Annotated in this window: 20 protein-coding genes; 9 read left to right on the top strand and 11 right to left on the bottom strand. The window is 43.7% G+C overall.

The window, feature by feature from the left end:
- Positions 1-14: 14 nt before the first annotated feature.
- From FTU90_RS08275 to hrpA, 5 genes are all read right to left on the bottom strand, one after another.
- Positions 15-1,730 (bottom strand): AAA family ATPase, encoded by a 1,716-nt coding sequence (locus FTU90_RS08275; protein ID WP_159138339.1) that lies wholly within the window; start codon positions 1,728-1,730, stop codon positions 15-17.
- Positions 1,731-1,819: 89 nt separating this feature from the next.
- Positions 1,820-3,826 (bottom strand): hypothetical protein, encoded by a 2,007-nt coding sequence (locus FTU90_RS08270; protein WP_180072304.1) that lies wholly within the window; start codon positions 3,824-3,826, stop codon positions 1,820-1,822.
- Positions 3,827-3,986: 160 nt separating this feature from the next.
- Positions 3,987-4,763, bottom strand: coding sequence for a 1-acyl-sn-glycerol-3-phosphate acyltransferase (locus FTU90_RS08265; protein ID WP_159138341.1), 777 nt, complete (start codon positions 4,761-4,763; stop codon positions 3,987-3,989).
- A 26-nt stretch (positions 4,764-4,789) separates the two neighbouring features.
- Positions 4,790-5,899, bottom strand: a complete 1,110-nt coding sequence (locus FTU90_RS08260) for a beta-ketoacyl-ACP synthase III (protein ID WP_005170328.1) — start codon at positions 5,897-5,899, stop codon at positions 4,790-4,792.
- Positions 5,900-5,929: 30 nt separating this feature from the next.
- Positions 5,930-9,880, bottom strand: a complete 3,951-nt coding sequence (hrpA, locus tag FTU90_RS08255; protein WP_180072302.1) for an ATP-dependent RNA helicase HrpA — start codon at positions 9,878-9,880, stop codon at positions 5,930-5,932.
- Positions 9,881-10,369: 489 nt separating this feature from the next.
- Here hrpA and ahpC point away from each other — a divergent pair, with 489 nt between their 5' ends.
- Positions 10,370-10,933 carry an alkyl hydroperoxide reductase subunit C gene (gene ahpC / locus FTU90_RS08250; RefSeq protein ID WP_005097370.1) on the top strand — a complete coding sequence of 188 codons (564 nt, stop codon included), beginning with the start codon at positions 10,370-10,372 and terminating at the stop codon, positions 10,931-10,933.
- Between the two features lie 305 nt (positions 10,934-11,238).
- Positions 11,239-11,445 carry a KTSC domain-containing protein gene (locus FTU90_RS08245; protein WP_159516031.1) on the top strand — a complete coding sequence of 69 codons (207 nt, stop codon included), beginning with the start codon at positions 11,239-11,241 and terminating at the stop codon, positions 11,443-11,445.
- Here FTU90_RS08245 and FTU90_RS08240 read toward each other — a convergent pair.
- Together FTU90_RS08240 and FTU90_RS08235 are read right to left on the bottom strand one after the other, a co-directional pair.
- Positions 11,442-12,047, bottom strand: a complete 606-nt coding sequence (locus FTU90_RS08240) for an O-methyltransferase (protein ID WP_180072300.1) — start codon at positions 12,045-12,047, stop codon at positions 11,442-11,444. The genes FTU90_RS08245 and FTU90_RS08240 overlap by 4 nt on opposite strands.
- A gap of 23 nt (positions 12,048-12,070) precedes the next feature.
- A complete protein-coding gene (locus FTU90_RS08235) occupies positions 12,071-12,289 on the bottom strand; it encodes a DUF1653 domain-containing protein (protein ID WP_005097373.1) in 219 nt (72 codons plus the stop codon).
- A 234-nt stretch (positions 12,290-12,523) separates the two neighbouring features.
- On the opposite strand from FTU90_RS08235, the gene ahpF reads away from it, so the two are divergent.
- The 3 genes from ahpF to FTU90_RS08220 all read left to right on the top strand — a co-directional run bounded on the left by ahpF (position 12,524) and on the right by FTU90_RS08220 (position 14,956).
- A complete protein-coding gene (ahpF, locus tag FTU90_RS08230) occupies positions 12,524-14,089 on the top strand; it encodes an alkyl hydroperoxide reductase subunit F (RefSeq protein ID WP_100357747.1) in 1,566 nt (521 codons plus the stop codon).
- Between the two features lie 271 nt (positions 14,090-14,360).
- Positions 14,361-14,609 carry a hypothetical protein gene (locus FTU90_RS08225; protein WP_005097376.1) on the top strand — a complete coding sequence of 83 codons (249 nt, stop codon included), beginning with the start codon at positions 14,361-14,363 and terminating at the stop codon, positions 14,607-14,609.
- Positions 14,610-14,755: 146 nt separating this feature from the next.
- On the top strand, positions 14,756-14,956 hold the full coding sequence (locus tag FTU90_RS08220) for a hypothetical protein (RefSeq protein WP_005170312.1): 201 nt from the start codon (positions 14,756-14,758) through the stop codon (positions 14,954-14,956).
- On the opposite strand, the gene FTU90_RS08215 is transcribed toward FTU90_RS08220, so the two are convergent.
- Complete coding sequence (locus FTU90_RS08215; protein ID WP_180072298.1) at positions 14,940-15,578, bottom strand: LysE family transporter; 639 nt, start codon at positions 15,576-15,578, stop codon at positions 14,940-14,942. The two genes, FTU90_RS08220 and FTU90_RS08215, sit on opposite strands and share 17 nt — an antisense overlap.
- 126 nt (positions 15,579-15,704) lie before the next feature.
- On the bottom strand, positions 15,705-16,271 hold the full coding sequence (locus FTU90_RS08210) for an FxsA family protein (RefSeq protein ID WP_005170309.1): 567 nt from the start codon (positions 16,269-16,271) through the stop codon (positions 15,705-15,707).
- A gap of 125 nt (positions 16,272-16,396) precedes the next feature.
- Here FTU90_RS08210 and ruvC point away from each other — a divergent pair, with 125 nt between their 5' ends.
- The gene (ruvC, locus tag FTU90_RS08205) at positions 16,397-16,942 is read left to right on the top strand and encodes a crossover junction endodeoxyribonuclease RuvC (protein WP_004278925.1); all 546 of its coding nucleotides are present in this window, start codon (positions 16,397-16,399) and stop codon (positions 16,940-16,942) included.
- A gap of 277 nt (positions 16,943-17,219) precedes the next feature.
- Here the strand turns inward: ruvC and FTU90_RS08200 are convergent, their stop codons facing one another.
- The gene (locus tag FTU90_RS08200) at positions 17,220-18,701 is read right to left on the bottom strand and encodes an NAD(P)H-hydrate dehydratase (protein ID WP_180072296.1); all 1,482 of its coding nucleotides are present in this window, start codon (positions 18,699-18,701) and stop codon (positions 17,220-17,222) included.
- A gap of 23 nt (positions 18,702-18,724) precedes the next feature.
- Here FTU90_RS08200 and queG point away from each other — a divergent pair, with 23 nt between their 5' ends.
- The 3 genes from queG to bioB all read left to right on the top strand — a co-directional run bounded on the left by queG (position 18,725) and on the right by bioB (position 21,275).
- Entirely contained in the window at positions 18,725-19,819 is a 1,095-nt protein-coding gene (gene queG / locus FTU90_RS08195; RefSeq protein ID WP_180072344.1) for a tRNA epoxyqueuosine(34) reductase QueG, read from the top strand.
- Between the two features lie 109 nt (positions 19,820-19,928).
- The gene (locus tag FTU90_RS08190; protein ID WP_180072294.1) at positions 19,929-20,129 is read left to right on the top strand and encodes a hypothetical protein; all 201 of its coding nucleotides are present in this window, start codon (positions 19,929-19,931) and stop codon (positions 20,127-20,129) included.
- Positions 20,130-20,273: 144 nt separating this feature from the next.
- Positions 20,274-21,275, top strand: coding sequence for a biotin synthase BioB (gene bioB, locus FTU90_RS08185; protein ID WP_180072291.1), 1,002 nt, complete (start codon positions 20,274-20,276; stop codon positions 21,273-21,275).
- A 34-nt stretch (positions 21,276-21,309) separates the two neighbouring features.
- On the opposite strand, the gene FTU90_RS08180 is transcribed toward bioB, so the two are convergent.
- Positions 21,310-21,537 (bottom strand): hypothetical protein, encoded by a 228-nt coding sequence (locus FTU90_RS08180; protein ID WP_074383544.1) that lies wholly within the window; start codon positions 21,535-21,537, stop codon positions 21,310-21,312.
- Positions 21,538-22,139: the final 602 nt, after the last annotated feature.

Raw genomic sequence — 22,139 nt, 5'->3', positions numbered from 1 at the left:
GATCATTTCGGGGATTACTCTACAAATAACAGTGCCAGACGGACTTGGTCATAGGCCATTTTAGGCGTGGTGAGTTCTACAATCGGGCGCAACTTAATCGAGCCATCATCATTAAAATGCTCAGCACTTTGACGTTTGGTTAAGCGTTTATAAATTTTACGCACCTGCTCCACCACTTCCTCACCCGGATGAGCCACCGAAATATCCAGTCCCTGCTCTTTGTGTAAACGGCCTAGATGATTAATGATTGTCGCTGGCGTCAGACCACGTTCAGTCGCGATATCCACAACTTCATAGCCTTCTTCAAACAGTGCTCGGGTTTCATCCAGTGTGGCAGTGGCATAACTCTGCTTCGTGCCACTCTTGGAAATTTTCTTTTCATTGCGCTGGATTTCTGCTTCATTCAATGTGCCACCGCAGTGACGAATAAAGGCTTTATGCTGCGCAGTCAAATCGACATTTTCAAAATTCGCTTCGGCTTCATCAGAAAGTTCCTGAAAACGACGATCAGCTTTAATCGCTAAACTGTCAAGTTCCAAAGCCTGCTCATTAAAGCCTTTTAAACGTAAGCCATTTAAGCTTTTCAACCTTGACAGCGCCACATAACCTTGACCTTTCTCGAAAGTATGACTCAGATCAATTTCTGCTGCTTCCAAGGTCATCCCTTGAGATTTATGAATGGTAATCGCCCAGGCCAAGCGTAAAGGAATTTGCTGGAAACTGGCAATAGTCTTACCAGCTTCATTGTCTACCGACCAGGTTTCCGGCTCCACCACCAAGGTCGTGCCATCGGTCAGTTTTACTTTGGGCAGCACACCATATTCATCGTCTTCTTCAAAACTGATCACTTCACCCAGACTGCCGTTGATATAGCCCATATCAAAGTTATTTTTTACAAACATGACTTTGGCATGCTTTTTCAAGGTTAAGGCTTCTGGTGCACGTACTGAAGATTTTAAAGTTTCAATCAGCTTTTCATTGCCATCACACTGGGCATCAAACTGGCGCGGATCATTGTCAATTTCATTCAGATGTTTAAAGTTAAGACTATCCACATCCATATTATGGGTATACAGACGCGTATAGGTATCGCCGATTTCTTGATGTCGGGTTGCCTGTAAAGCCGTGCGATGTTCATGGCTAATCGCCTGCGCACGGATCGCATTCAGGATGTCATTCAGATAATCATTGCCCTGACGATGCTGCTCGGTCAGATAACAGACCCGAAACTTGGCTTCTACCCAGGCTTCCGACATAAAGCAGAATTTATCGCGATTACGCTCGTCATTCTTACCGACTGGCGGCAACTGGAAAAAATCCCCGGCCACAATTACCTGAATACCGCCAAAGGCTTCATCACTGTCCTTAAAATATTTCAGCACCTGATTGACCAGATTCAGCTGCTTGGCATGCAGCATGGAAATTTCATCAATAATCAGAACTTGGGCATTTTCCAGATGTTCTTTTAAGTATTTACGCTCTTTCATGCGCTTTAAGTCATCTTCGGACAAAAAGTCTTTAATCCCAATGCCGGCCCAGGTGTGAATGGTCATACCATTCATATGCGTGGCTGCAATACCGGTCGATGCTGTAATCGCGACGGCGACTTTACGCGCTTTTAAATAATTAATATATTGATTCAGCGTATAGGTTTTTCCTGCACCCGCAGAACCGGTTAAAAAGACATTTTCTCCTGCTTTGAGTAACTTAAGGGCAGTTTCCTGTTTCATAAGAGCAATACCGTGAAAGAACGGCTATAGCCTAACGATTTTTGGCAGAAAAGTTAAGCGTCATGGCGGAAAACCACTTAATCTTGCACTTAAGCCTGCAAGTTGAGCCAGTTGATAAAATGCATCGCGATATTGCTATATTCAGCTTCTGCCTTTTGATTGTTCGGATATTCCAACTGATCGAAGATCACTTGCCCATTGACGATTCGACAGCCCAGAATTAAAGGTAAACGCACATCCGGATGCGACATGCGAAAGGCCACATATTGCCCTTCAATAATCTGCTGGGCATAACTGGCAGCCAGACAGTTCCTGAAAACCTTGGATTCTTCCAGAATACGATCCAGATTTTTAAGCTCCTCAAAACGCCAGTTGAAATATAATAAAAATGAGGCCTGCGTCAAAGGTGACCAAGTTACGAGCGCAAACTCTTTTTTCAGCTTGGCCATCATTTCCTGCTTCTGAATCTGATCATGCCAGATCACGGCCTGAGCGAATAATCCACTCCAGCTGAGGTTTTTCGGAATCTCGTTATGACTGGAAAAATATTCCACCAGATAGTCACGCACATAACTGTCAAATACAGACTCACGCACATGTCCACTGTGTAAATAAAACAGCTGTCTAAATTCGACAAAAGGAATCCGATAGCGCTGCAACACATGATAGAAATCCCGATTCTGCTGGCTTTGAGGCTGAATATAGGTCAAGACTTCTTCTGGAAGATGTGTGGTAATTTTATATAGATGCTGCATATATGCCTGCATCACCCGGCTCAGTTGCAAATAGACTTTCTTGGTGATCTGATCATCCATTTTGACCACGTTACGCAGCAGTTCTATCCATTCGTCCAGATACAGAATCGAGGGAGTGATGGCAATCCGCTGATCATCCATCGATTGGCGTGTGCCTTTTAAGACCACCGCCTGATTATGCTGATGTTGAAACCAGTCATGCTGGATTGCATATTCATGCATGCTATGAATAAACAGTCGCGCTGAGACATATTGAAAATATTGTAAGGTCGCCAGAATAATCTGCGGATGAATATGATGGCTGTCTACAAAACTTAAGGCCGTCACTGCCACCCGCACGCTGCTGTGCTGAATATTGCTACTGATCCAGTCCAGTACTTCGGCTGGTTGCCTGAAAATCCAGTTCACTGCACGATGACAGTCAAATAGTGGTAATCGGGCCACCTTTTTTTGCCATAAATAGGGATGATTTTCCAGAAAATTTCGTTTGGCTAATAAGTCATCGCGATGCCAGACCTCACGGTTCATCAAACGGACAAAACCGAGCAGGTGGCTCTGCTCCTCGGCATGTCGATACAACAGCCGAATATCATCGCTGTGATCATTCAGTTCATGTAAATTAAAACGCTCTTCAAAAGACAAGGACATAATCCGAAACGTCGCCGGATGCAAAAACTGTGCGGCACTAAAACAGAATTCATCCAGAGTGTCCATTAAGGACTGGATGGACAGGAACTCATCCTGCTGTAGAAATGCCAAAGAAAAAGCCTGTTGCAAGCTTTCAAGAATTTGCGGGGGAATATCCTGTTCGTCCAGAACAACGTTTTGCATGACTGGTGTTGTATACAACCCGGCCTCTATTAAATGATGATCAATAATCTCAGCCTGAACCACCGACATCTGTCGCAGGAATGCCAATACCCGTGCTGGGCCATTTACCGCTTCATAGACCTGGTTCAGAATCAGTTTGCGTAATTGCTTGGCTTTGTCACGTAAATACAGCGAATGCTGCGGTTTCAAGTCCCCAGTCAGGAAATAGATATCCTGTAAAAAAAATTCTTCTAGCGCTTCTGCTTTGTATTGCTGAAAATAAAAATGACTCTCGACCAAAACGGGTACAGTTCCGGAGTCCAGTGCATATGCAGTATAAAACTGGATATAGAACAACCCGTCCAGCAATTCAATCCGGTATTGACCCTGCTTAATTTTTAATAGATTTTGTGCAGTCAGATGACCAATCATCGCCATCTGATCCAGATAAAGCTGGTTCAACTCCGGAGAAATCCGCAAACATTGTTGTGCCAGCAATTTTAACGGCGCTACCCAACCACCCTGTTCCATATACGCACCTATTTATTTTATTTTTATATTGAATCATGTTGAGCCCTCGACCATCGATCAGTGACTATTTGACCATACATTATGGCAGTACTCGCACAATAAAACAGCACTGCAGGATGACTTCTAAATATAGCGCATCTCAATATGTCACAACTTGGATTTACAACGAGGATTCGGTTGCCTGCTGGTCTTGCTGACGCTGCACAGTGAGCGCTGCCAACCCCGTATAAATATGCTGTTGCAAGCTATGCCGAAACTCAACCAGCTCTTCTTGCGTCTGCACCTGAGCAATCGATAGTCGTGGCATAAACTGAAAATAAAAGGGCAAGCGTTTTGGCAACAGGTGTTTGGGCAGAGAAGGAATCACATCGCCCTGACGTAGTAATTTATTGAGTTGTGGTATTTTAAGTAGTGTTTGAAAATACTTATGCTGGATAATCTTATTGGCATTAAAGCCAATCTCATAGACCTCATCCGCACCGAGAGCGGCAAAAGGGACAAGATCATAGTTGAATTCTTGCGCCAGCTTTAAAAAGCCGTAACGCTGCTTCCAGATCAGCTGATACTGCTCACCCTGACGTTTGAGCACTTCACGACCGCCACCCGGAAAGACCAGAATGGAATAGCCTTGCTGCATTGCAGCACGCACATAGGTTTGTGTTCCATCAATGGCACCAAACTTTTTCACGGCTTCACGCCACAGCGGCACATAAAAATGGCTATGATCTGCAATACTGACCACAGCCACCTTATGTTCGTTGTAGAGGTAATCAATCAGCATCGGCGCATCAAAGATGCCATACATGGAATGATTACCGACATACATTGCAGGTCGACTGGCATCCATATACTCAGCCCCTAAAAATGTCGGGGTAAAATATAACTTGGAGAAGGCACTTAAACGCCTGATCCACTGCCCGTCATGCTTGGCCTGCAATCTGTCTACTCTCTATTTATTGCGGATCATGCCACACGTTTTTGAACCAGAATCGAACCCACTGAATAACCAGCACCGAATGAACAAAGTACGCCGTATTCACCATCTTCCACTTCATGGGCAGTGCGGTGTAATGCAATGATCACGCCTGCAGAAGAAGTATTGGCAAACTCGTTCAGAATCATCGGCACCAGACCAGGTTTGGCATTTTCTTTGCCAACCACCAGTTTCAGGATCAGTTCATTCATACTGGCATTGGCTTGATGGAGCCAGAAGCGTTTCACGCCAGTCGGTGCAATCTGATTCTTCTCCAGTTGCGCTGTAATCATTTTCGCAACCAGTGGGCAGACTTCTTTAAAGACCTTACGGCCATCCTGACGGAAACGCTTGTCATCAATGTCGGCATTTTCAGAGGTATTCAAGAAACCAAAGTTATTGCGGATGTTATTCGAGAACTGGGTGAACAGCTCGGAATCCAGAATTTCAAAACCGGTTTTGCTTTCAGTGTTTTCAATAATTGAAGCGGTTGCCACATCACCAAAAATAAAGTGACAGTCACGTGAACGAAAATCGGTATGTGCAGAGGTAATTTCCACATTAACCAATAACACACGACGCGCACCAGCCTTAATCGCATCATAGGCCTGTTTCAGACCAAATGTTGCTGCCGAGCAGGCCACATTCATGTCATAGGCATAGCCTTTAATTCCTAAAGCGGTTTGAATCTCGATGGCAACGGCAGGATAAGCACGTTGCAAATTCGAGCATGACAAAATCACGATATCAATATCTTCAGCAGTTACGCCTGCATTTTCCATCGCCTGCTTGGCTGCGATTACACCCCATTCTGCTTGCAGTGAAATTTCATCATCTGCACGTTCAGGTAAATTCGGACGTAAACGTTTCGGATCTAGAATACCGCTTTTTTCCGCAACATAACGGCGTTGGACACCAGATGCCTTTTCAATAAATTCTGCACTAGAACCACGACGCGCTTCAATTTCGCCTGCAGCGATTTTGTCCGCATTTTCGTGATTAAACAGTTCCACATAAGCATTTAAACTTTCAACTAATTCTTCATTGGTGATGACATTTTCCGGATGGAACAAGCCAGTACCCGTAATGCGGATGCCCATGTAAAACTCCTTCTCTGAATTACCTATATCTTAACTGATTCCAAGACGATCCCATACTTTTTGCAAGCGAGTTGGAGACACGGGTGCTTTTGTTTTCATCGGTTGTGAAAACAATGAGATTCTTAACTCCTCGACCATGAAGTACAATTCTTTCAGACGAGGGTCATCTTTAAACTTGAACAATTTTTCCATCCATTGATCAATTTGGTCAATGGCGGAATTGTCCCTTTGTAGATTATTGGGCAAGCGGTCTAAACGCAAGATCAAGGCTTTCAAATAACGTGGAAATTCGATCCATACATCGGATGGTTTAAGATATACAAAGTCAGAAAGATTCATTAAATCAAGTTGATCTTCAATATCATTGATATTTTTCTCAAACACAGAATGGTCTAAAACCAATAATTTCCGGCGGATTTCCTGCCACTGGATATAAATATCTGTGATCTCTTTCAGGGTAACTTGCCCATGACTTAAGAAAGATTTTTTTACATCTTCAACCAGTTTTTGGAACTCTTGCGCATTGACAGGTAGCTCATTCATGGACATTTGTAGTGTGGCATAAACTAACATTTGTTCTAGGTGGGCCTTGTCACCGAGTGGCGAATAAGCCAGTGCCAAAGGTTTGGAGATCTGTTTTTTTAACTGGCGAATCAGGTCTCCCAGTTGCATATGTACCAGTCGGATCACCCCTTCACGATGTTTTTTGATCGCTTCCGCCTGATCGTTAAAGGTCTGAATCACCACGCCCGACTCATCTTTTTGCTCCAGTGCAGCAAAGGCTTTGGTCGGCACCAGCGCCTGATACTGCTTGACCACGACACCCGTGACTTTTTGTGAGGCTTCAAACACAAAACTTTCCGGGAAGGTTTTAAATTCACCTTTCAGCTGCTTGACCGGACTATGGGTTTCAGCCCGGCAACGTGCTTTCAGCTCTGACAAATCACGACCCTGTTCAATGACACGACCTTTTTCATCAGTGACTTTAATAAACGGTAACAGATACTGTTCGACCCGGTCAAAGCTGAAATCTTTCTCAGTGATTTGATCGCCACGTAACTGGAACGCCAGGAAACCAAAGATATGTTTCTGCAGATCCTGTACATCGACTTTTGCCATGAGTTTTCGTGCAGTATCTGGAATTGGCACCAGATTACGGCGCTTGTCCTTCGGCAAGCCTTTTAGCAATGCTTCAATCAGGTCCAGACGCCAGCCTGGAATTCCCCAGGACCAGATTGATTCATCTACCTGAGCCAAGGCTTGCAGTGGAATTTTAACTGTCGCGCCATCTTCATCATGACTCGGGTCAAAGCGATAGGTCGCTGCCAGACGAAGTTCACCATTACGTAAATAGTCAGGAAATTGCTGTGTGGTTGGACGGTCATTCAGCCATAATGCATCATCATCAACAAATAAATAACGCGGATTCTGAGGCTCAACCGTGGCACGCCAGTCTTCAAAAGTACGACGGCTGGCCACTTCAGGCGGCACTTTAGACGCATAGAATTGGTAAATGGTTTCTTCATCTACGACCAGGTCACGACGGCGTAGCTTGTCTTCAACCCGTTCAACTTCTTCCAGTTTCAGCAAGTTATGTTTTAAAAATGGTGGAGTAATGCCTAAATGCCCAGTGGTTAAAGCATCCCGCAAGAAGATTTCATGCGCTGCTGCCTGATCGACTTTTTCATAATTGATCGGACGCTTTGGCTCAATGATCAGACCGAACAGGGAAATCTGGTCATAGGCATTCACTACACCAGCTTTTTTCGACCAGTGCGGTTCAAAATAATGATGCTTGAGCAGGTCACGTGCGGCCAGCAGAATCCATTCCGGTTCAATCTTGGCAAGGGTACGTAAATACACCTGGGAAGTCTCGACCATTTCAAAGGCCATCACCCACGGCGTATTGGTCTTGTGTAAGGTAGAAGCCGGGAAAATCCGTGCTTTTTGCTGACGTACTGCCATAAAGACATTACGCTCATCGGTCTTGTTGGCGATAAATGATAATAGGCCGGTCAACAAGGCACGGTGCAGATTTTCATAACTGGCTTTCTTTTCATTAAATGACAGTTTTAGACCTTGAGCCAAGTCCACCAGTTGTTCATGGGTTTTTTTCCATTCACGTAAACGCAGCCAGCTCAAGAAGTGATTGCGCGCAAAAGTACGACGCTTATTTTCACTCATGCTGTCGCGGTTATTATGCAGCGTCTCCCAGAGCTTGATATAGAACAGGAAATCAGAATCGGCTTCACGGAATAGTGCATGTTTCTGATCAGCCTGCATCTGCTTGTCCGCCGGACGCTCACGCGGGTCCTGAACTGCAAGTGCTGCCACAATGACCAGCACTTCATTCAATACCCCAAAATGTGCACCACCAAGAATCATACGGGCCAGACGTGGATCGATCGGCATTTTTGCCATTTGCTGACCGATTTTGGTTAAAGAATCTCCCACCTTAGCATTCCCCCCTTTCTTAAAGGGGGCAGAAGTTTCAGATTGCTTTTCATCTGAAACTTCAGGGGGATTATCTTTAGAATGAGACGCTTTCTTCTCCACCATCGCCCCCAGTTCAATCAGGAGCTTGCGGCCATCATTTACCAGACGATGATCTGGTGGCTCAATGAAGTCGAAGTCTTCGAGTGAACCCAACCCCAGACTTTGCATCTGCAAAATTACAGATGCCAGGTTAGTTCGCTTGATTTCCGGTTCGGTAAACTCTGGACGGCTCAGGAAGTCTTCCTCAGAATACAGACGAATACAGACACCCGGTGCAATACGGCCACAGCGGCCTTTACGCTGATTGGCTGCTGCCTGAGAAATGGCTTCAATCGGCAGGCGCTGCACCCGTGAACGATAGTTATAACGCGAAATACGGGCAAAACCGCTATCAATCACATACCGGATATTCGGAACGGTTAAAGCCGTTTCCGCGACGTTGGTGGCAATAATAATACGTCGCCCGCCCCCAGAAGGATTAAAGATTTTCTGCTGTTCGGCCAGCGCCAGACGCGCATATAAAGTTAATACTTCAGTATGGCGTGGCCCGTGTTTGATCAGGGTTTCCTGTAACTCACGAATTTCCTGCTCCGTACTGGCAAAAATCAGGATATCGGCGTGTTCAGGATGGCCTTTTTCCTGTGCATCCTGAAAGCATTCTTCGACTGCTTTGACCACAGCGCGAGGCAGATTTTCTTCAAAGTCATCAAACTCGTCATCATCACTACCGCCAATGCTCATTTCCGAGATCGGGCGATAACGCAGCTCAACCGGGAAGCTGCGGCCTTCCACTTCAAAAATTGGCGCACCATTAAAGTAACTGCTAAAACGGTTTACATCCAGGGTTGCTGAAGTAATGATGACTTTCAGGTCTGGACGACGCGGCAGTAACTGCTTCAGATAGCCCATAATGAAGTCGATATTCAGCGAACGTTCATGTGCTTCATCAATAATAATGGTGTCATATTTGCTTAGGTAGCGGTCATGCGTCAGTTCGGCAAGCAGAATACCGTCAGTCATCAAGCGTACAATTGAATCTTGGGAACCCTGTTCAGTAAAACGCACTTTAAAGGAAATTGATTCCCCGAGTTTTTCGCCAACTTCTTCAGCAATACGCTGTGATACGCTTCGAGCCGCCAGTCGGCGTGGCTGGGTATGTCCAATCAGACCAGTCAGGCCGCGTCCAGCCAGCATGGCAATTTGCGGTAATTGTGTGGTTTTACCAGAACCGGTTTCGCCAGCCACAATAATGACCTGATGCTTTTGAATCGCGGCTATCAGCTTGTCAGCGTATTGGGTAACGGGCAAATCTTGATTCAGCTTGATGTCTGGAAGACGTTCCAGCCGCTGCCGCACTTTCAGATTGGATTTTTCAAATAGTTCCTGATACTGCTTGGCATTGGCATCTTTCCCCTTCTTCAGTCGATTTAAACGGTGACGGTCACGCGCCATTATCCATTGATCTACATTTAAATGACTCTGCACAGAGAAAACACCCACATCAAAAAACCGGAAAAGTTTATTTTACTTGGTTCATTAGCTTTCAGATAGTCGTAGTTCTGTTAAGTGCCGGACAAATTGGCTTTACTCGTCTCATTTCCCTTAATTCGGCGTAGTAAATCGAGCAAATTACCCCGCTACTCTCACCTGTCCACATGATTAAGTTTAAGCATAAACCTAATTTTTAAATTGATATCGAGAGTATTTTGAGGAAAACAGGATTTTTTTCCTGATTTGCCCTTGAATTTTTCAGTTTCAGCATCATGTTTGTTAGCACGAGGAAAAAGAGATAATTTTGTCATGAAGCCATCATCTTGATGCTGCTCAATGAACAAAGCTATTTTGTGAAAATGGAGAATTTTTACATGATTCGGTTTTTCCGATTTTTGTAATGTAAAAATACCATTTCACCAATAAAGTAAATTTCTATAAGCTAATTGAAATTCAAAACAAACCTCAATCATGGAGACAATGATGAGCTTAATTAATACTGAAGTTAAACCATTTAAAGCAACTGCATTCCAAAATGGCCAATTTATTGAAGTAACTGAAGCTGACCTTAAAGGCAAATGGTCTGTAGTATTCTTCTACCCAGCTGACTTCACTTTCGTTTGCCCAACTGAACTGGGTGACCTTGCTGACAACTACGCTGAATTCCAAAAATTAGGCGTTGAAATCTACTCAGTTTCTACTGACACACATTTCACACACAAAGCTTGGCACGATTCTTCAGAAGAAATCAAAAAAATCCAGTATGTAATGGTTGGTGATGCAAACTGGACGCTTGCTAAAAACTTTGACGTATTAATCGAAGCTGACGGCCTTGCTGATCGTGGTACTTTCGTCATCGATCCAGAAGGTAAAATCCAAATCGTTGAAATCAACGCCGGCGGTATCGGTCGTGATGCTCAAGAACTTCTTCGTAAAGTTAAAGCAGCTCAGTATGTACATGCTCACCCAGGCGAAGTTTGCCCAGCTAAATGGAAAGAAGGCGATGCAACTCTTGCTCCTTCAATCGACCTAGTGGGTAAAATCTAATTTTAATTAGATTAAACTGACTCAAAAAAACCACGCTCTTTAGCGTGGTTTTTTTATAACTTTTGATTTGATTTATTTTAGAAGTAATGTTTACACGCAGATTGAGTGTGTGTATTTATCCCGAAATTGCTTGAATCGTCTATTTCTTTGCGATCTATCAAACTGCGCTGAATAAGTTTTAATTTCTCGCTGCAGCTATTTTCTTACAATCCTCTGCCCATTCTTACAATATAGCTATACATCTACAGCACGGCATGGCATAAGTTCAAATGATAAGAAAATAAATATTCAGTGGAGGAACGCATATGCAAAAACTGCTTACAGTGATTTCATGGAAATATAATCCCTCAAGCCGCCACCTGAAAATCGTTTATAGTAATGGCCATACGGAACTCTATCATCCTGTACCCGAATTTATTTATGACAACCTGCTCAGACGTGACGATAAAGCTGCTTTCGTACATAAATATCTTGAATATAATTTACATTTCAATAAAGTCTGTATGGATTAAAACTCATGCGATTCACGATATCCGACCATCAGCAGACCCGCACCGATCGGTACAGTGCTGATGATAAAACGCTGATCTTGCTGAATCAGATGAATAAACTCTTCCACTTCTGCTGCATGTGAAATGACATTATCCACCACAAGCATCCCACATTTTGGCTTGAGTAATCGAGCCAAATGCTTCCAATAGCCTAGATAGGCATCGCGCTCAGCATCCATTAAAATAAAATCAAACTGTTGCTGTGAAGCTTCTAGATATTGCTGCGCATCCATCACTTGAAAATCAATAAGATGTTCAAAACCCAATGTATTTGCATAGTGTTTCGCTTGAGTGACACGTGCTTTATCTATTTCCAGTGTGGTTATCACTGCTTGGGTATGCTGAGCAGCTTCAGCTAGCCATAAAGTCGAATAGCCTGTGGATGTACCAATTTCCAAAATATCTTTGGCTTGCTGGGCACGAATCAACGTGGATAAAAATCGACCTGATTCTGGTTCTATATTGCGATATCGTTGCAGTCGATCTGTCTGCTTGAGATCATGCATATGAAATTTTTCATATAATTCATGCATGAATTTTTCAAATTCATCTGGATTTAGCATAGCCTCTCCCTGAGCCTTTTAGCTTAAAGCGCCTGAATTAATTTAAAGCGTTCCACTTCACGATCATCGTTGGTGGTAATGGTTTCAGTGAACATTGTTAAAGGGCGCACCCAAATCGAATAATCCCCATAGAGACATTGATAAACCACCAGCTTTTCTTCAGTTTCACTGTGCGTGGCGACATGTAATACCTGATAAAGCTGCCCTTTATAATGCTGATAAATTCCGCGCTGTAATTCCATGATTCAGCCCTCCTGTTATAGATGCCTAATACTAACTGAATTAAGCAAATATCAAGTTAAATTACTTGAAAATTCTTATTCTAACGCCATATAAAAATCTGAAATTAATGATGCATTTTTCAATAAATCAGTAATTCCGATCGATACTATAAAAACAAACTGTTTTACCTATTTTGATTTATGCACTAATATCGCTTTATCAAATAAATATTTATTCCTTTGGAGACGTTAGCCATGTTAGACCAAAATACTTCAGCTCAATTAAAAACACTACTCGAACGTCTGGAAAGCCCGATTGAACTGGTGGCGACTTTAAATGATTCCGACAAATCTGCAAAAATCAAAGAACTGGTTGAGGAAGTGGCTGCATTATCTGATTTAGTCACTGCACGCTTTGACGGTACAAACCAACGTGCACCAAGCTTTGGTATTGCCAAAGCAGGTGAAGAACCACGGGTCTACTTCGCAGGTCTGCCAATGGGGCATGAATTCACCTCACTGATTCTGGCTTTACTGCAAAGCTCTGGTTATGCACCGAAAGTATCTGCTGAAGTTTTAGAGTCGATTAAAGGCTTAGGAATCAAATCTGATTTTGATGTATTTGTATCACTCAGCTGCCATAACTGTCCGGATGTGGTTCAAGCCTTAAACCTGATTGCAATTTACAACCCGGGCACAACAGCTACTATGATTGATGGGGCATTCTTTCAGGATGAAGTGGAAGAACGCAAAATCATGGCGGTGCCGATGGTGTTCCAGGACAACCAGCATATCGGTCAAGGTCGTATGACTTTGGAAGAAATCGTGGCAAAACTGGACACCAACTCTGCAGCAAAAGAGGCTGAAAAGCTCAATGCTAAAGACGCCTTTGATGTGCTGGTGATTGGTGGTGGCCCTGCCGGGAATACCTCTGCCATCTATGCTGCACGTAAAGGCATTAAAACCGGTATCGTAGCTGAGCGCATGGGCGGTCAGGTCATGGACACCATGGACATCGAAAACTATACATCGATTCAAAAAACCCAAGGACCCAAGTTTGCTGCTGAAATGGAAGCACATGTACGTGAATACGGTGTCGACATCATGAACCTGCAACGTGTATCCAACATCAAAGGTGCTTCTGAGACTGCAAATGGCTTGGTTGAAGTCACTTTAGAAAATGGTGCCAAACTGGAATCGAAAACCGTCATCCTGTCTACAGGTGCACGCTGGAGAGAAATGAACGTTCCGGGTGAGCAGGAATACAAAACCCGTGGTGTGGCCTACTGCCCACACTGTGATGGTCCATTGTTCAAAGGCAAACGTGTTGCGGTAATCGGTGGGGGTAACTCTGGTGTAGAAGCTGCGATTGACCTTGCAGGGATTGTAGAGCATGTGACTTTGGTTGAGTTTGATAGCAAACTGCGTGCGGATCAGGTATTGCAAGACAAATTAACAAGCTTGCCAAACACCACGGTGATTAAAAATGCTTTGTCGACTGAAGTGGTGGGTGACGGTTCACAAGTGACTGCACTGAAATACAAAGACCGTGTAACAGATGAAGAGCACACTGTTGAATTGGCTGGTATCTTCGTACAGATTGGTTTGTTGCCGAATACCGATTTCTTAAAAGCAACAGCGGTTGAATTGTCAAATCGTGGCGAGATCCTGATTAATGAGCGTAACGAAACCAATGTGAAAGGTGTATTTGCTGCCGGTGACTGTACCACCGTGCCGTACAAGCAGATCATCATTGCGACCGGTGAAGGTGCGAAAGCATCACTGTCTGCATTTGATTATATCATCCGTTCAGGTCAGTAATCCTTAACAAAACCCTAATAAAGCCCGCTTGAAGCGGGCTTTATTTTTCAATAACTACCGGTTTAGATTCAGTATATTTTATAAGCACTGCGTCCATTCATCTTCTTGCTAATCTTGCCATAAGCATGTCATTAATTTTGATTCTGTATAGATGGTCTGTAACTGTCGATAATCTCGTATTGCAAGCCTGTGAAAGCTCTCCTATGATAGGGTGATAAATCATCTTTCATGATCGAAGAATAAAAAAGGATAACATCCTGGGAGAAGAACAATGCACTACCAATATCAATGTGCCTGCTGCGAAAAAGTAGTGGAATCTACAGAAAAATCATGTCCAGATTGCGGTTCGCATCATATTCGCAGTCCTTTTGGCTTCTGGATTTTGTGTCTGGTGGCCTGTCTTGCTACAGCGATCGTATTTAAAGTGGTGCACGTCTATGTGCAATCACAACAACAAGAAGTTCCCGTACAACACTCTATACTCGATGTTTTACAAGAAGAAAATAAAGGCCTTCGTTAATTTTATTTAGCTCTGATTGAGAGACCTGTTCCGAAAAACAGGTCTTTTTTTATGGTGCTTTAATACCAATATCGCTATGCAGAAAAACAGCTTCATAGCTGCCAGATTTGATTTACAATAGCAATTCTTGGAATGGGAGATATGCAATGGTTCAGTTAATTAAAAAAGGTGGATTACGCGAGCGTGCCAACCGTAGCCTTAGCTATCAGGGTTCTGAAAATACCGAAACCAGCTTAAGACCCAACCGCTATCAAACAGCGATTAAAACACAAGAAAATTTAGTGTCTTCTTCACTTAAACCCACCGAATCCACTTTGGATGATCATCCAGTTAATTCATCAAAATAAGCGCGTCATACCATAACCATAACGCAAAGAGTAAAAATAGCCCGCCTGAAACGATATCAATATAACTCCCTGAACGCTGATACAGAGCTTTAATTTTCGGCTGTGAAATCAGCAACATGAGTAAAGCGAAAGTGATAAAAGTCTGCAAGGGAATAATCACCGCGAGTTGTGCTTTCAGATATTCCGAGGCTGATGAACTCAGTGCCAGTGAAAATACGCTGCTAAAATAGATCAGCGTTTTAGGATTAGAGAGGTTGGTCCATAGACCCAACATAAAGTAATTTTCGGGTTGTGCCAGTTCATTGGAATCATCTTCGGGCTGATGTTTATTCTTAAAACTGTGCACACCACCCTTGAGCATTGCCCAGCCCATTTTTGCCAGGAATATTCCACCGAGCAGCATCAAGACCTGCTGGACCCATGGAAACTGCTCGATTAAAACGGTAAATCCGGCCAGTGTCAGTACCACCCACACGACAATACCGGCCGAAATACCTGCAATAATTTTCAGGGCATTTTGGCGTGTGGTAGATGCAGCACTTTTGGCGATCAGTAGAATATCAGGGCCAGGACTTAGTTGAGCAACAAAATGCAGAAGGCAGATGGTAAAAAGCAGAGACATTAAAATAGCGTTAAATTATAAAAAATGATTATAACGTTTGTTCAAACTAATGAGAATATTCCAATAAAAAACCGAATCATCAGATTCGGCTTAAATATAACCTTTTGAACTTTGCAGATGGATATCTTATTTTGGATTGATATCTTTCATTTCAATTTTTTTCGCTTCAGGCTTCACTTCACGCGCTTCACCATCAATGATGGTTGAATCACCACGACCTGCTTGCTGGTTTTGCATATCCTGCATTTGACGCATCATCTCGGCAAAGGGGTTCTGGCCTTGCGCACCCCCCATATCGCCCATCATGCCACCCATCATTTTTTCCATCATGGCCTGCTGACGTTTCATCATCGCCTTCATCATGGCAGCTTTAAATACCTGCTGCACGGCTGGAATCAGCATTAATACCGCCAGTACATCGCTAATTAAGCCAGGAAGAAGCAGGAAGAAGCCTGCTAAAATTTTAGGTAAATTTCCTGTTAATGCAGGATCTGCATTCATCTGCCCCATTTGCATTTGCTGCATCTGTGGCATCACACCGGCCGAATATTTACGGATCAGGTTCATACCAATAAAAAATGCAGCCACAAACCAGAAAAATACGTACCACATGCTCCCGACGAGGTCACCCACGCCAATCCAGACAAATACTTCTAGGATTAAGCCTGCAAGGATAATAAGAAATAATTTCATGAAAATTAATCTAATCTCAGTAAAATAAATAATAGGATGATGTAATCAACTGCTTCATCAGGATCAAGCTTTTTTGATACGCTTATGTAACAATATGGGCATTATTCTATTTTTAAAGTGCAGGCATGTCATTAATTATTGGGATTGACCCCGGTTCTCGTTTAACCGGTTACGGAATTATCGAAAAAGACGGCTCCAAACTGACTTTTGTCGATGCCGGTACGATCCGCACCGAAACCACGGAAATGCCTGAACGTTTAAAACGAATTTTTGCCGGTGTAGAGCGGATTGTAAAATTTTATGGACCAACAGAAGCCGCGGTAGAACAGGTCTTTATGGCACAAAACCCGGACTCTGCCTTGAAACTGGGTCAGGCCCGTGGTGCTGCTGTTGCCGCGCTGGTCAATCTGGATTTAAAAGTTGCTGAATATACGGCGCGCCAGATCAAGCAGTCTGTAGTGGGTTATGGCGCTGCCGATAAAGAGCAGGTACAGATGATGGTGATGAATATTTTAAAACTCAGCATCAAACCGCAACAGGATGCCGCCGATGCACTGGCGGCTGCCATTTGTCATGCACATGCCTCAGGTAGTATGAGTAAAATGGCGGTACTCAATGCTTTGGGCGGCATGGCACGTGGCCGCAGTCGGGTCAGCAGCCGTCGTCGTTAATGTTTAGCGCCGTATTTTAAAGCCTTGAATACCTAAATCGGATTGCAGAGGCTCTGGAATAATTGCTTGTCCGATTGCACAAGCAGGCCCTTGTCAACTTTGTGCAATGATTTCCTGAAGCGGTGAATCTGCGCCAACAATAACAGCCTCCACTTCGCCACTACTTAAATTTTTCACCTAGCCTTTTAAATCGAGTGCCACAGCCTGCTCAGCAAACCAGTAGCGCTAACCCACACCTCGCACTTGGCCTGAAATTTTCAGCTTGATTGCAGACAGATTAGCCGCCTTCACGATTAACCACCTGATAAATTGCATGTTTCATGTCCTGCGCCTGCAAACCACGTTCGCCGTTTTTGGCCAGTTCATCCCCTGCCAGTGCATGCAGCGTCACAATTTCATGCAAATGAATGGATTGAGCAAATTGTGCCTTTAGACTGGCAATCATCCCGGCCAGCACATCCCCCATGCCGCCTGTTCCCATACCCGCATTCCCGGCAGTGCAAATATACAGCTGTTGTTCCAGAATCAGACTGCCTGAACCTTTCAGCACCCATTGCCCACCATACTTCTGCCTTAAGGCATGAATCGCTTGAATCCGATCTGTTTCAATGTCCAAGGTTTTACAATCAAGTAAAGTTGCCGCTTCACCCGGATGCGGTGTACTGTAAGTTTTAGAATTTAATTGTTGCGGCTGTTTGGCTAAAAACCACAATGCATCTGCATCTAAAACAATGTCTAAGTCTGAATTTCGAATTAAATCAAACCATGCCTGATATTGCTCTTTTGCCCATTGATCACGTCCCATGCCCATACCAAAACAGACTGCATCGACCTGCTGAATTAAGGCTGTGCGCTGCTCTATGTTGAGAGCATTAATATCACGCAGCATAATATTCGGCGCACGAGACAAAATGGCGGTATGGTGTTTCGCATCACAGACAATGGTGACCTTACCTGCTCCGGCAGCAAATGCCGCTTCTGCTGCCATAATCACTGCTCCGCCCATTTCAGCATGCCCCCCCACCACCAGCACATGACCATAACTGCCTTTATGACCAAAGGCTTCACGTTTCGGTAATTTAATCTGCTGTGAGGAAAGTTTGGCAACTGGTTGCAGTTCGGCATCAACTGGAATGGCAGAAATCAGTTCAACCTTAGCGGCATATTCCTTAGCTTGTCCGGTAAACAGTCCTGCCTTTAAGCCCAAAACCGTATACGTAAAATCCGCTTTAACCGCAATAGGCAAAGGCTGACCGGTATTGGCATGCAGTCCACTCGGTATATCAACCGCGATTTTGAGACCTTTCTGGTCATTGATCAATTGGATGATGGATTGCCAGTTCGCATCCAGCTCACGATTTAAACCAATGCCAAATAAGGCATCGATATAAGCGTCATATTCATGCTTAAACTGAAAATGCGGCCCTACTTTCAATCCAGCATCCAGCGCTTCTTGCCAAGCTTTGGCCAAGTCCACTGATTGACCTTTTTCAGCCGCATAAATATCTACATCGAAACCGGCCTGTTTTAAATATTTTGCAATCAGATAACCATCGCCAGCATTATTGCCCTGACCACAACACACCGCTATTTTCTGTATATTTTTTTCTTTAAATAGCACACTCAGACGCTGTGTGACTGACCAAGCCACCTGCTGCATCAAACCATAGGAACTATTTTGCTGCTGAAACCAACGCTGCTCCCATGCTTGAATACTTTGGCTATGATAAACAGGGCTATGGTAAACTTGTTGCTGCATTTTTTATTCCCTGTCTTTGGTTTATGACAATTCCCGATTCTTACGCACAAATTCAAGTCTATCAACAAGATCCAGCCGAGCTAAAAGCCTGGATTAAAGCGCAGGCGCTAGAATTGGGGTTTTCTGATTGTGTCATTGCCAAACCAGATGCTCAAGCAGAATTAGCGCGCTTACAGGAATATCTGGATCGTGGCTATCATGGCGACATGAAATTTCTGGAAGAAAATCTGGAAAAACGTGCCAATCCTGCCTTACTTGTCCCCGGCACGCGCAGCATTATCTGCGTGCGTATGGATTATCTGGTCGAGACTCCAAAGCCACGTTACGTTCCGTATGCACCCAATTCCGCGATTATTGCGCGTTATGCCCGTGGTCGGGATTACCACAAGATCATGCGCGGTCGGCTCAAAACCTTGGCGACAAAAATCCGGGAAAAAGTTGGCGATTTTGAATCACGCCCTTTTGCCGATTCTGCACCCATTTTTGAAAAATCACTGGCTGAAAGTGCTGGCATGGGCTGGACAGGTAAACATACCCTGCTGATTCATAAAAAGTCTGGTTCTTTCTTTGTGCTTGGAGAGCTATTTACTTCTCTGGACCTCCCTTTTGATGCGCCTGCCAGTAAACATTGTGGTTCCTGTACGGCCTGTATCGACATCTGTCCAACTCAGGCCATTGTCGAGCCCTATATGCTGGATGCACGGCGATGCATAGCCTACTTAACCATTGAATATAAAGGTATTATTCCAGAAGATTTGCGCCGCGGAATTGGTAACCGGGTTTTTGGTTGTGATGATTGCCAGTTAATTTGCCCCTGGAATAGCTTCGCTCGAACGACTTCCGTAGAAGATTTTCATCCACGACATGGTCTGGATCAGGTCAGCTTGCTAGATTTATGGCAATGGGATGAAACCACCTTCTTAAGTGCGACCGAAGGCAGTCCAATGCGCCGTACAGGTTATCAAAGCTTCATGCGCAATATCGCCATTGGTCTGGGCAATGCACCTTTTGATGAAAAGATTGTTCACGCTTTACAACATCAACGGGCGTTACATGACGAGATTGTGCAGGTGCATATTGATTGGGCGATTCAGGAACAGTTGACCAAAACAGCATAAATTTTCAATTTATTACTTCGGCTCACTCGATCTCTTATAAGGCTTACACAATATTTGATCACTTTATGTCATAAAGAAAGAGATGAAAAAATGACGAGAGGGATTGAAGATGCAAGAGCAAGATAAAAAGCAGCAACAGCACGAACAGCTAGATCAGCTTAAACAGCAGAAGCAACAACAGCAGCAGCCCCAACATGGGCCAATCGATTCTCCTAAGAACAATCAGCATGAGCAGGATGAACGAGTGCTGAACAAGCAGCATCGTGACGATCTGCAAAATCAGAATATTCATGGGGGTCATCGTAAATAAAAAATTTCAGGATTAAATATAATGACAAAGTCCACCCCGTGTGGGCTTTGTTTGTTATAGAAGGTCATATTTTGCTAGTGAGGCAGACACACATTTTTATTAAGATGAGGTGAATGATAAATAAGCACAAACAAGGACAGATATATGAACACGAGTAATGCAGTACGCAATGATTGGTCACGTGAAGAAATACAGGCACTGTATCAGCAGCCTTTAATGGATTTATTGTTTCAGGCGCAACAGGTTCATCGTGAGCACTTCACTGCCAATACAGTTCAGGTCAGCACCCTCCTCTCGATCAAAACAGGCAAATGCCCTGAAGACTGCAAATACTGTTCACAATCTGCGCATTATGATTCCAAGCTAGAAGCTGAAAAACGTATCGCGGTCGATAAAGTCATTCAGGAGGCTAAACAGGCACTGGCTTCTGGAAGCTCTCGTTTCTGTATGGGCGCTGCATGGCGTAACCCGCATGAGCGCGATATGCCTTATGTTCTGGAAATGGTGCAGGAAGTTAAAGCACTCGGTCTGGAAACCTGTATGACACTGGGCATGTTGAATGCATCCCAAGCAGAACGTTTGAAAGATGCCGGTCTGGATTACTACAACCACAATCTGGATACTTCTCGTGAATATTATTCACATATTATCAGCACCCGAAGCTTTGATGACCGTCTCGATACTTTGGATTATGTGCGTCAAGCCGGTTTAAAAGTATGTAGTGGCGGTATTGTCGGACTGGGCGAAAGCCGTAATGACCGGATTGGTTTATTATATGAACTTGCCACGCTGGTCATTCACCCTGAATCTGTCCCGATCAATATGCTGGTTCCAATTGAAGGCACACCAATGGCAGATGTAGAAAAACTGGATGTCATTGAATGGATTCGTACCATTGCAGTGGCGCGCCTCTTGATGCCAAAAAGCTACATCCGCCTCTCTGCGGGCCGTGAATCGTTAACCGATTCAGATCAGGCTCTGGCATTTATGGCCGGTGCCAATTCCATTTTCTCGGGTGAAAAACTTTTGACCACCCCAAATACTGCCCAAGGTCGTGACCAGCAGCTATTTGAGAAATTAGGTCTGGTTGCAGAGCAGCCTAAACCAAGTGTACGTGCATTGGCGACCGATGCGATGGCAGGCTAAGCAATATAGGAGTGAATTAAGTCATAGGAGTGAATTAAGTCGCTGAAAAGTTATGTGCAGTAATCAGTATGCCATAGCGGGCATTCAGATAATCTCCAACTCTGATTTGATCCATTCCATTGGCATGATGCACCACCAACTCCTGAGTGATTGCATCATAGCTAAAAGACTCATAACTGTCTTGATGCAGACTAAGCCAATGCAGCGTATCTGCCAGATTGCTGTCTACGATATAGGTATCTGCATGAAAATTTTTGCTCATATGCCCGATCATCAGCTTGGAATTTCACTCTAATTTTAACGGAAATTAGCCAAGTATAAGCATAAAAAAAGTGAGCCCTCGCTCACTTTTTTTTGTAAAACATCAGTCCTTATTGATCCCACACTTACGACACTCCCTGTGTTCCCCGATTTCCTGCATTTGCTCGTACTCATAGATATGCAAGCAAAATAATTTTCTTAATAGCTGAAGCATCTTGAAACTCCTGTTTAATCATTTTTTTAATACGCTTCTTAAGATATTCCTTCCTGAAACATCATGATTTCTGACTAAAAAATCATCTCTTATTTATTAGCATAATTTTCTCAGTTGTAAAATGCATTTCATCTACTTTTCATCTTATTTCCTGATATTTTTTGAAGTGCATCACAGTCCATTCATAAATATAAACTTTTTTCCTGAGGTAAAATTCTTCTAGATAAAAAATCCTCAAGAATGGCTCATAAAACTCATCTATTGAACCGTACCGGGTTTGTCGGAGAGTTTTTTATTTAAGTTAGGCCACCTGACCTAACGGGTTAATCTTATCATAGTACATTGCTTCAAAATCAAAAGGTGATACATAACCTAGTGCACTATGTACA

It is taken from the genome of Acinetobacter sp. YH12200, assembly GCF_013418175.1.
GTDB classification, from domain to species: domain Bacteria; phylum Pseudomonadota; class Gammaproteobacteria; order Pseudomonadales; family Moraxellaceae; genus Acinetobacter; species Acinetobacter pseudolwoffii.
Note: the sequence above shows the minus strand (reverse complement) of the source record. Positions and strands in the feature narration are given on the sequence as shown.

What these genes read in the sequence shown, in the direction of transcription:
- FTU90_RS08275 (WP_159138339.1), bottom strand. Translation starts at nt 1,730, where the DNA reads ATGAAACAGGAAACTGCCCTTAAGTTACTCAAAGCAGGAGAAAATGTC.
- FTU90_RS08270 (WP_180072304.1), bottom strand. Translation starts at nt 3,826, where the DNA reads ATGGAACAGGGTGGTTGGGTAGCGCCGTTAAAATTGCTGGCACAACAA.
- FTU90_RS08260 (WP_005170328.1), bottom strand. Translation starts at nt 5,899, where the DNA reads ATGGGCATCCGCATTACGGGTACTGGCTTGTTCCATCCGGAAAATGTC.
- ahpC (WP_005097370.1), top strand. Translation starts at nt 10,370, where the DNA reads ATGAGCTTAATTAATACTGAAGTTAAACCATTTAAAGCAACTGCATTC.
- FTU90_RS08245 (WP_159516031.1), top strand. Translation starts at nt 11,239, where the DNA reads ATGCAAAAACTGCTTACAGTGATTTCATGGAAATATAATCCCTCAAGC.
- FTU90_RS08240 (WP_180072300.1), bottom strand. Translation starts at nt 12,047, where the DNA reads ATGCTAAATCCAGATGAATTTGAAAAATTCATGCATGAATTATATGAA.
- FTU90_RS08235 (WP_005097373.1), bottom strand. Translation starts at nt 12,289, where the DNA reads ATGGAATTACAGCGCGGAATTTATCAGCATTATAAAGGGCAGCTTTAT.
- ahpF (WP_100357747.1), top strand. Translation starts at nt 12,524, where the DNA reads ATGTTAGACCAAAATACTTCAGCTCAATTAAAAACACTACTCGAACGT.
- FTU90_RS08225 (WP_005097376.1), top strand. Translation starts at nt 14,361, where the DNA reads ATGCACTACCAATATCAATGTGCCTGCTGCGAAAAAGTAGTGGAATCT.
- FTU90_RS08220 (WP_005170312.1), top strand. Translation starts at nt 14,756, where the DNA reads ATGGTTCAGTTAATTAAAAAAGGTGGATTACGCGAGCGTGCCAACCGT.
- FTU90_RS08215 (WP_180072298.1), bottom strand. Translation starts at nt 15,578, where the DNA reads ATGTCTCTGCTTTTTACCATCTGCCTTCTGCATTTTGTTGCTCAACTA.
- FTU90_RS08210 (WP_005170309.1), bottom strand. Translation starts at nt 16,271, where the DNA reads ATGAAATTATTTCTTATTATCCTTGCAGGCTTAATCCTAGAAGTATTT.
- ruvC (WP_004278925.1), top strand. Translation starts at nt 16,397, where the DNA reads ATGTCATTAATTATTGGGATTGACCCCGGTTCTCGTTTAACCGGTTAC.
- FTU90_RS08200 (WP_180072296.1), bottom strand. Translation starts at nt 18,701, where the DNA reads ATGCAGCAACAAGTTTACCATAGCCCTGTTTATCATAGCCAAAGTATT.
- queG (WP_180072344.1), top strand. Translation starts at nt 18,725, where the DNA reads ATGACAATTCCCGATTCTTACGCACAAATTCAAGTCTATCAACAAGAT.
- FTU90_RS08190 (WP_180072294.1), top strand. Translation starts at nt 19,929, where the DNA reads ATGCAAGAGCAAGATAAAAAGCAGCAACAGCACGAACAGCTAGATCAG.
- bioB (WP_180072291.1), top strand. Translation starts at nt 20,274, where the DNA reads ATGAACACGAGTAATGCAGTACGCAATGATTGGTCACGTGAAGAAATA.
- FTU90_RS08180 (WP_074383544.1), bottom strand. Translation starts at nt 21,537, where the DNA reads ATGAGCAAAAATTTTCATGCAGATACCTATATCGTAGACAGCAATCTG.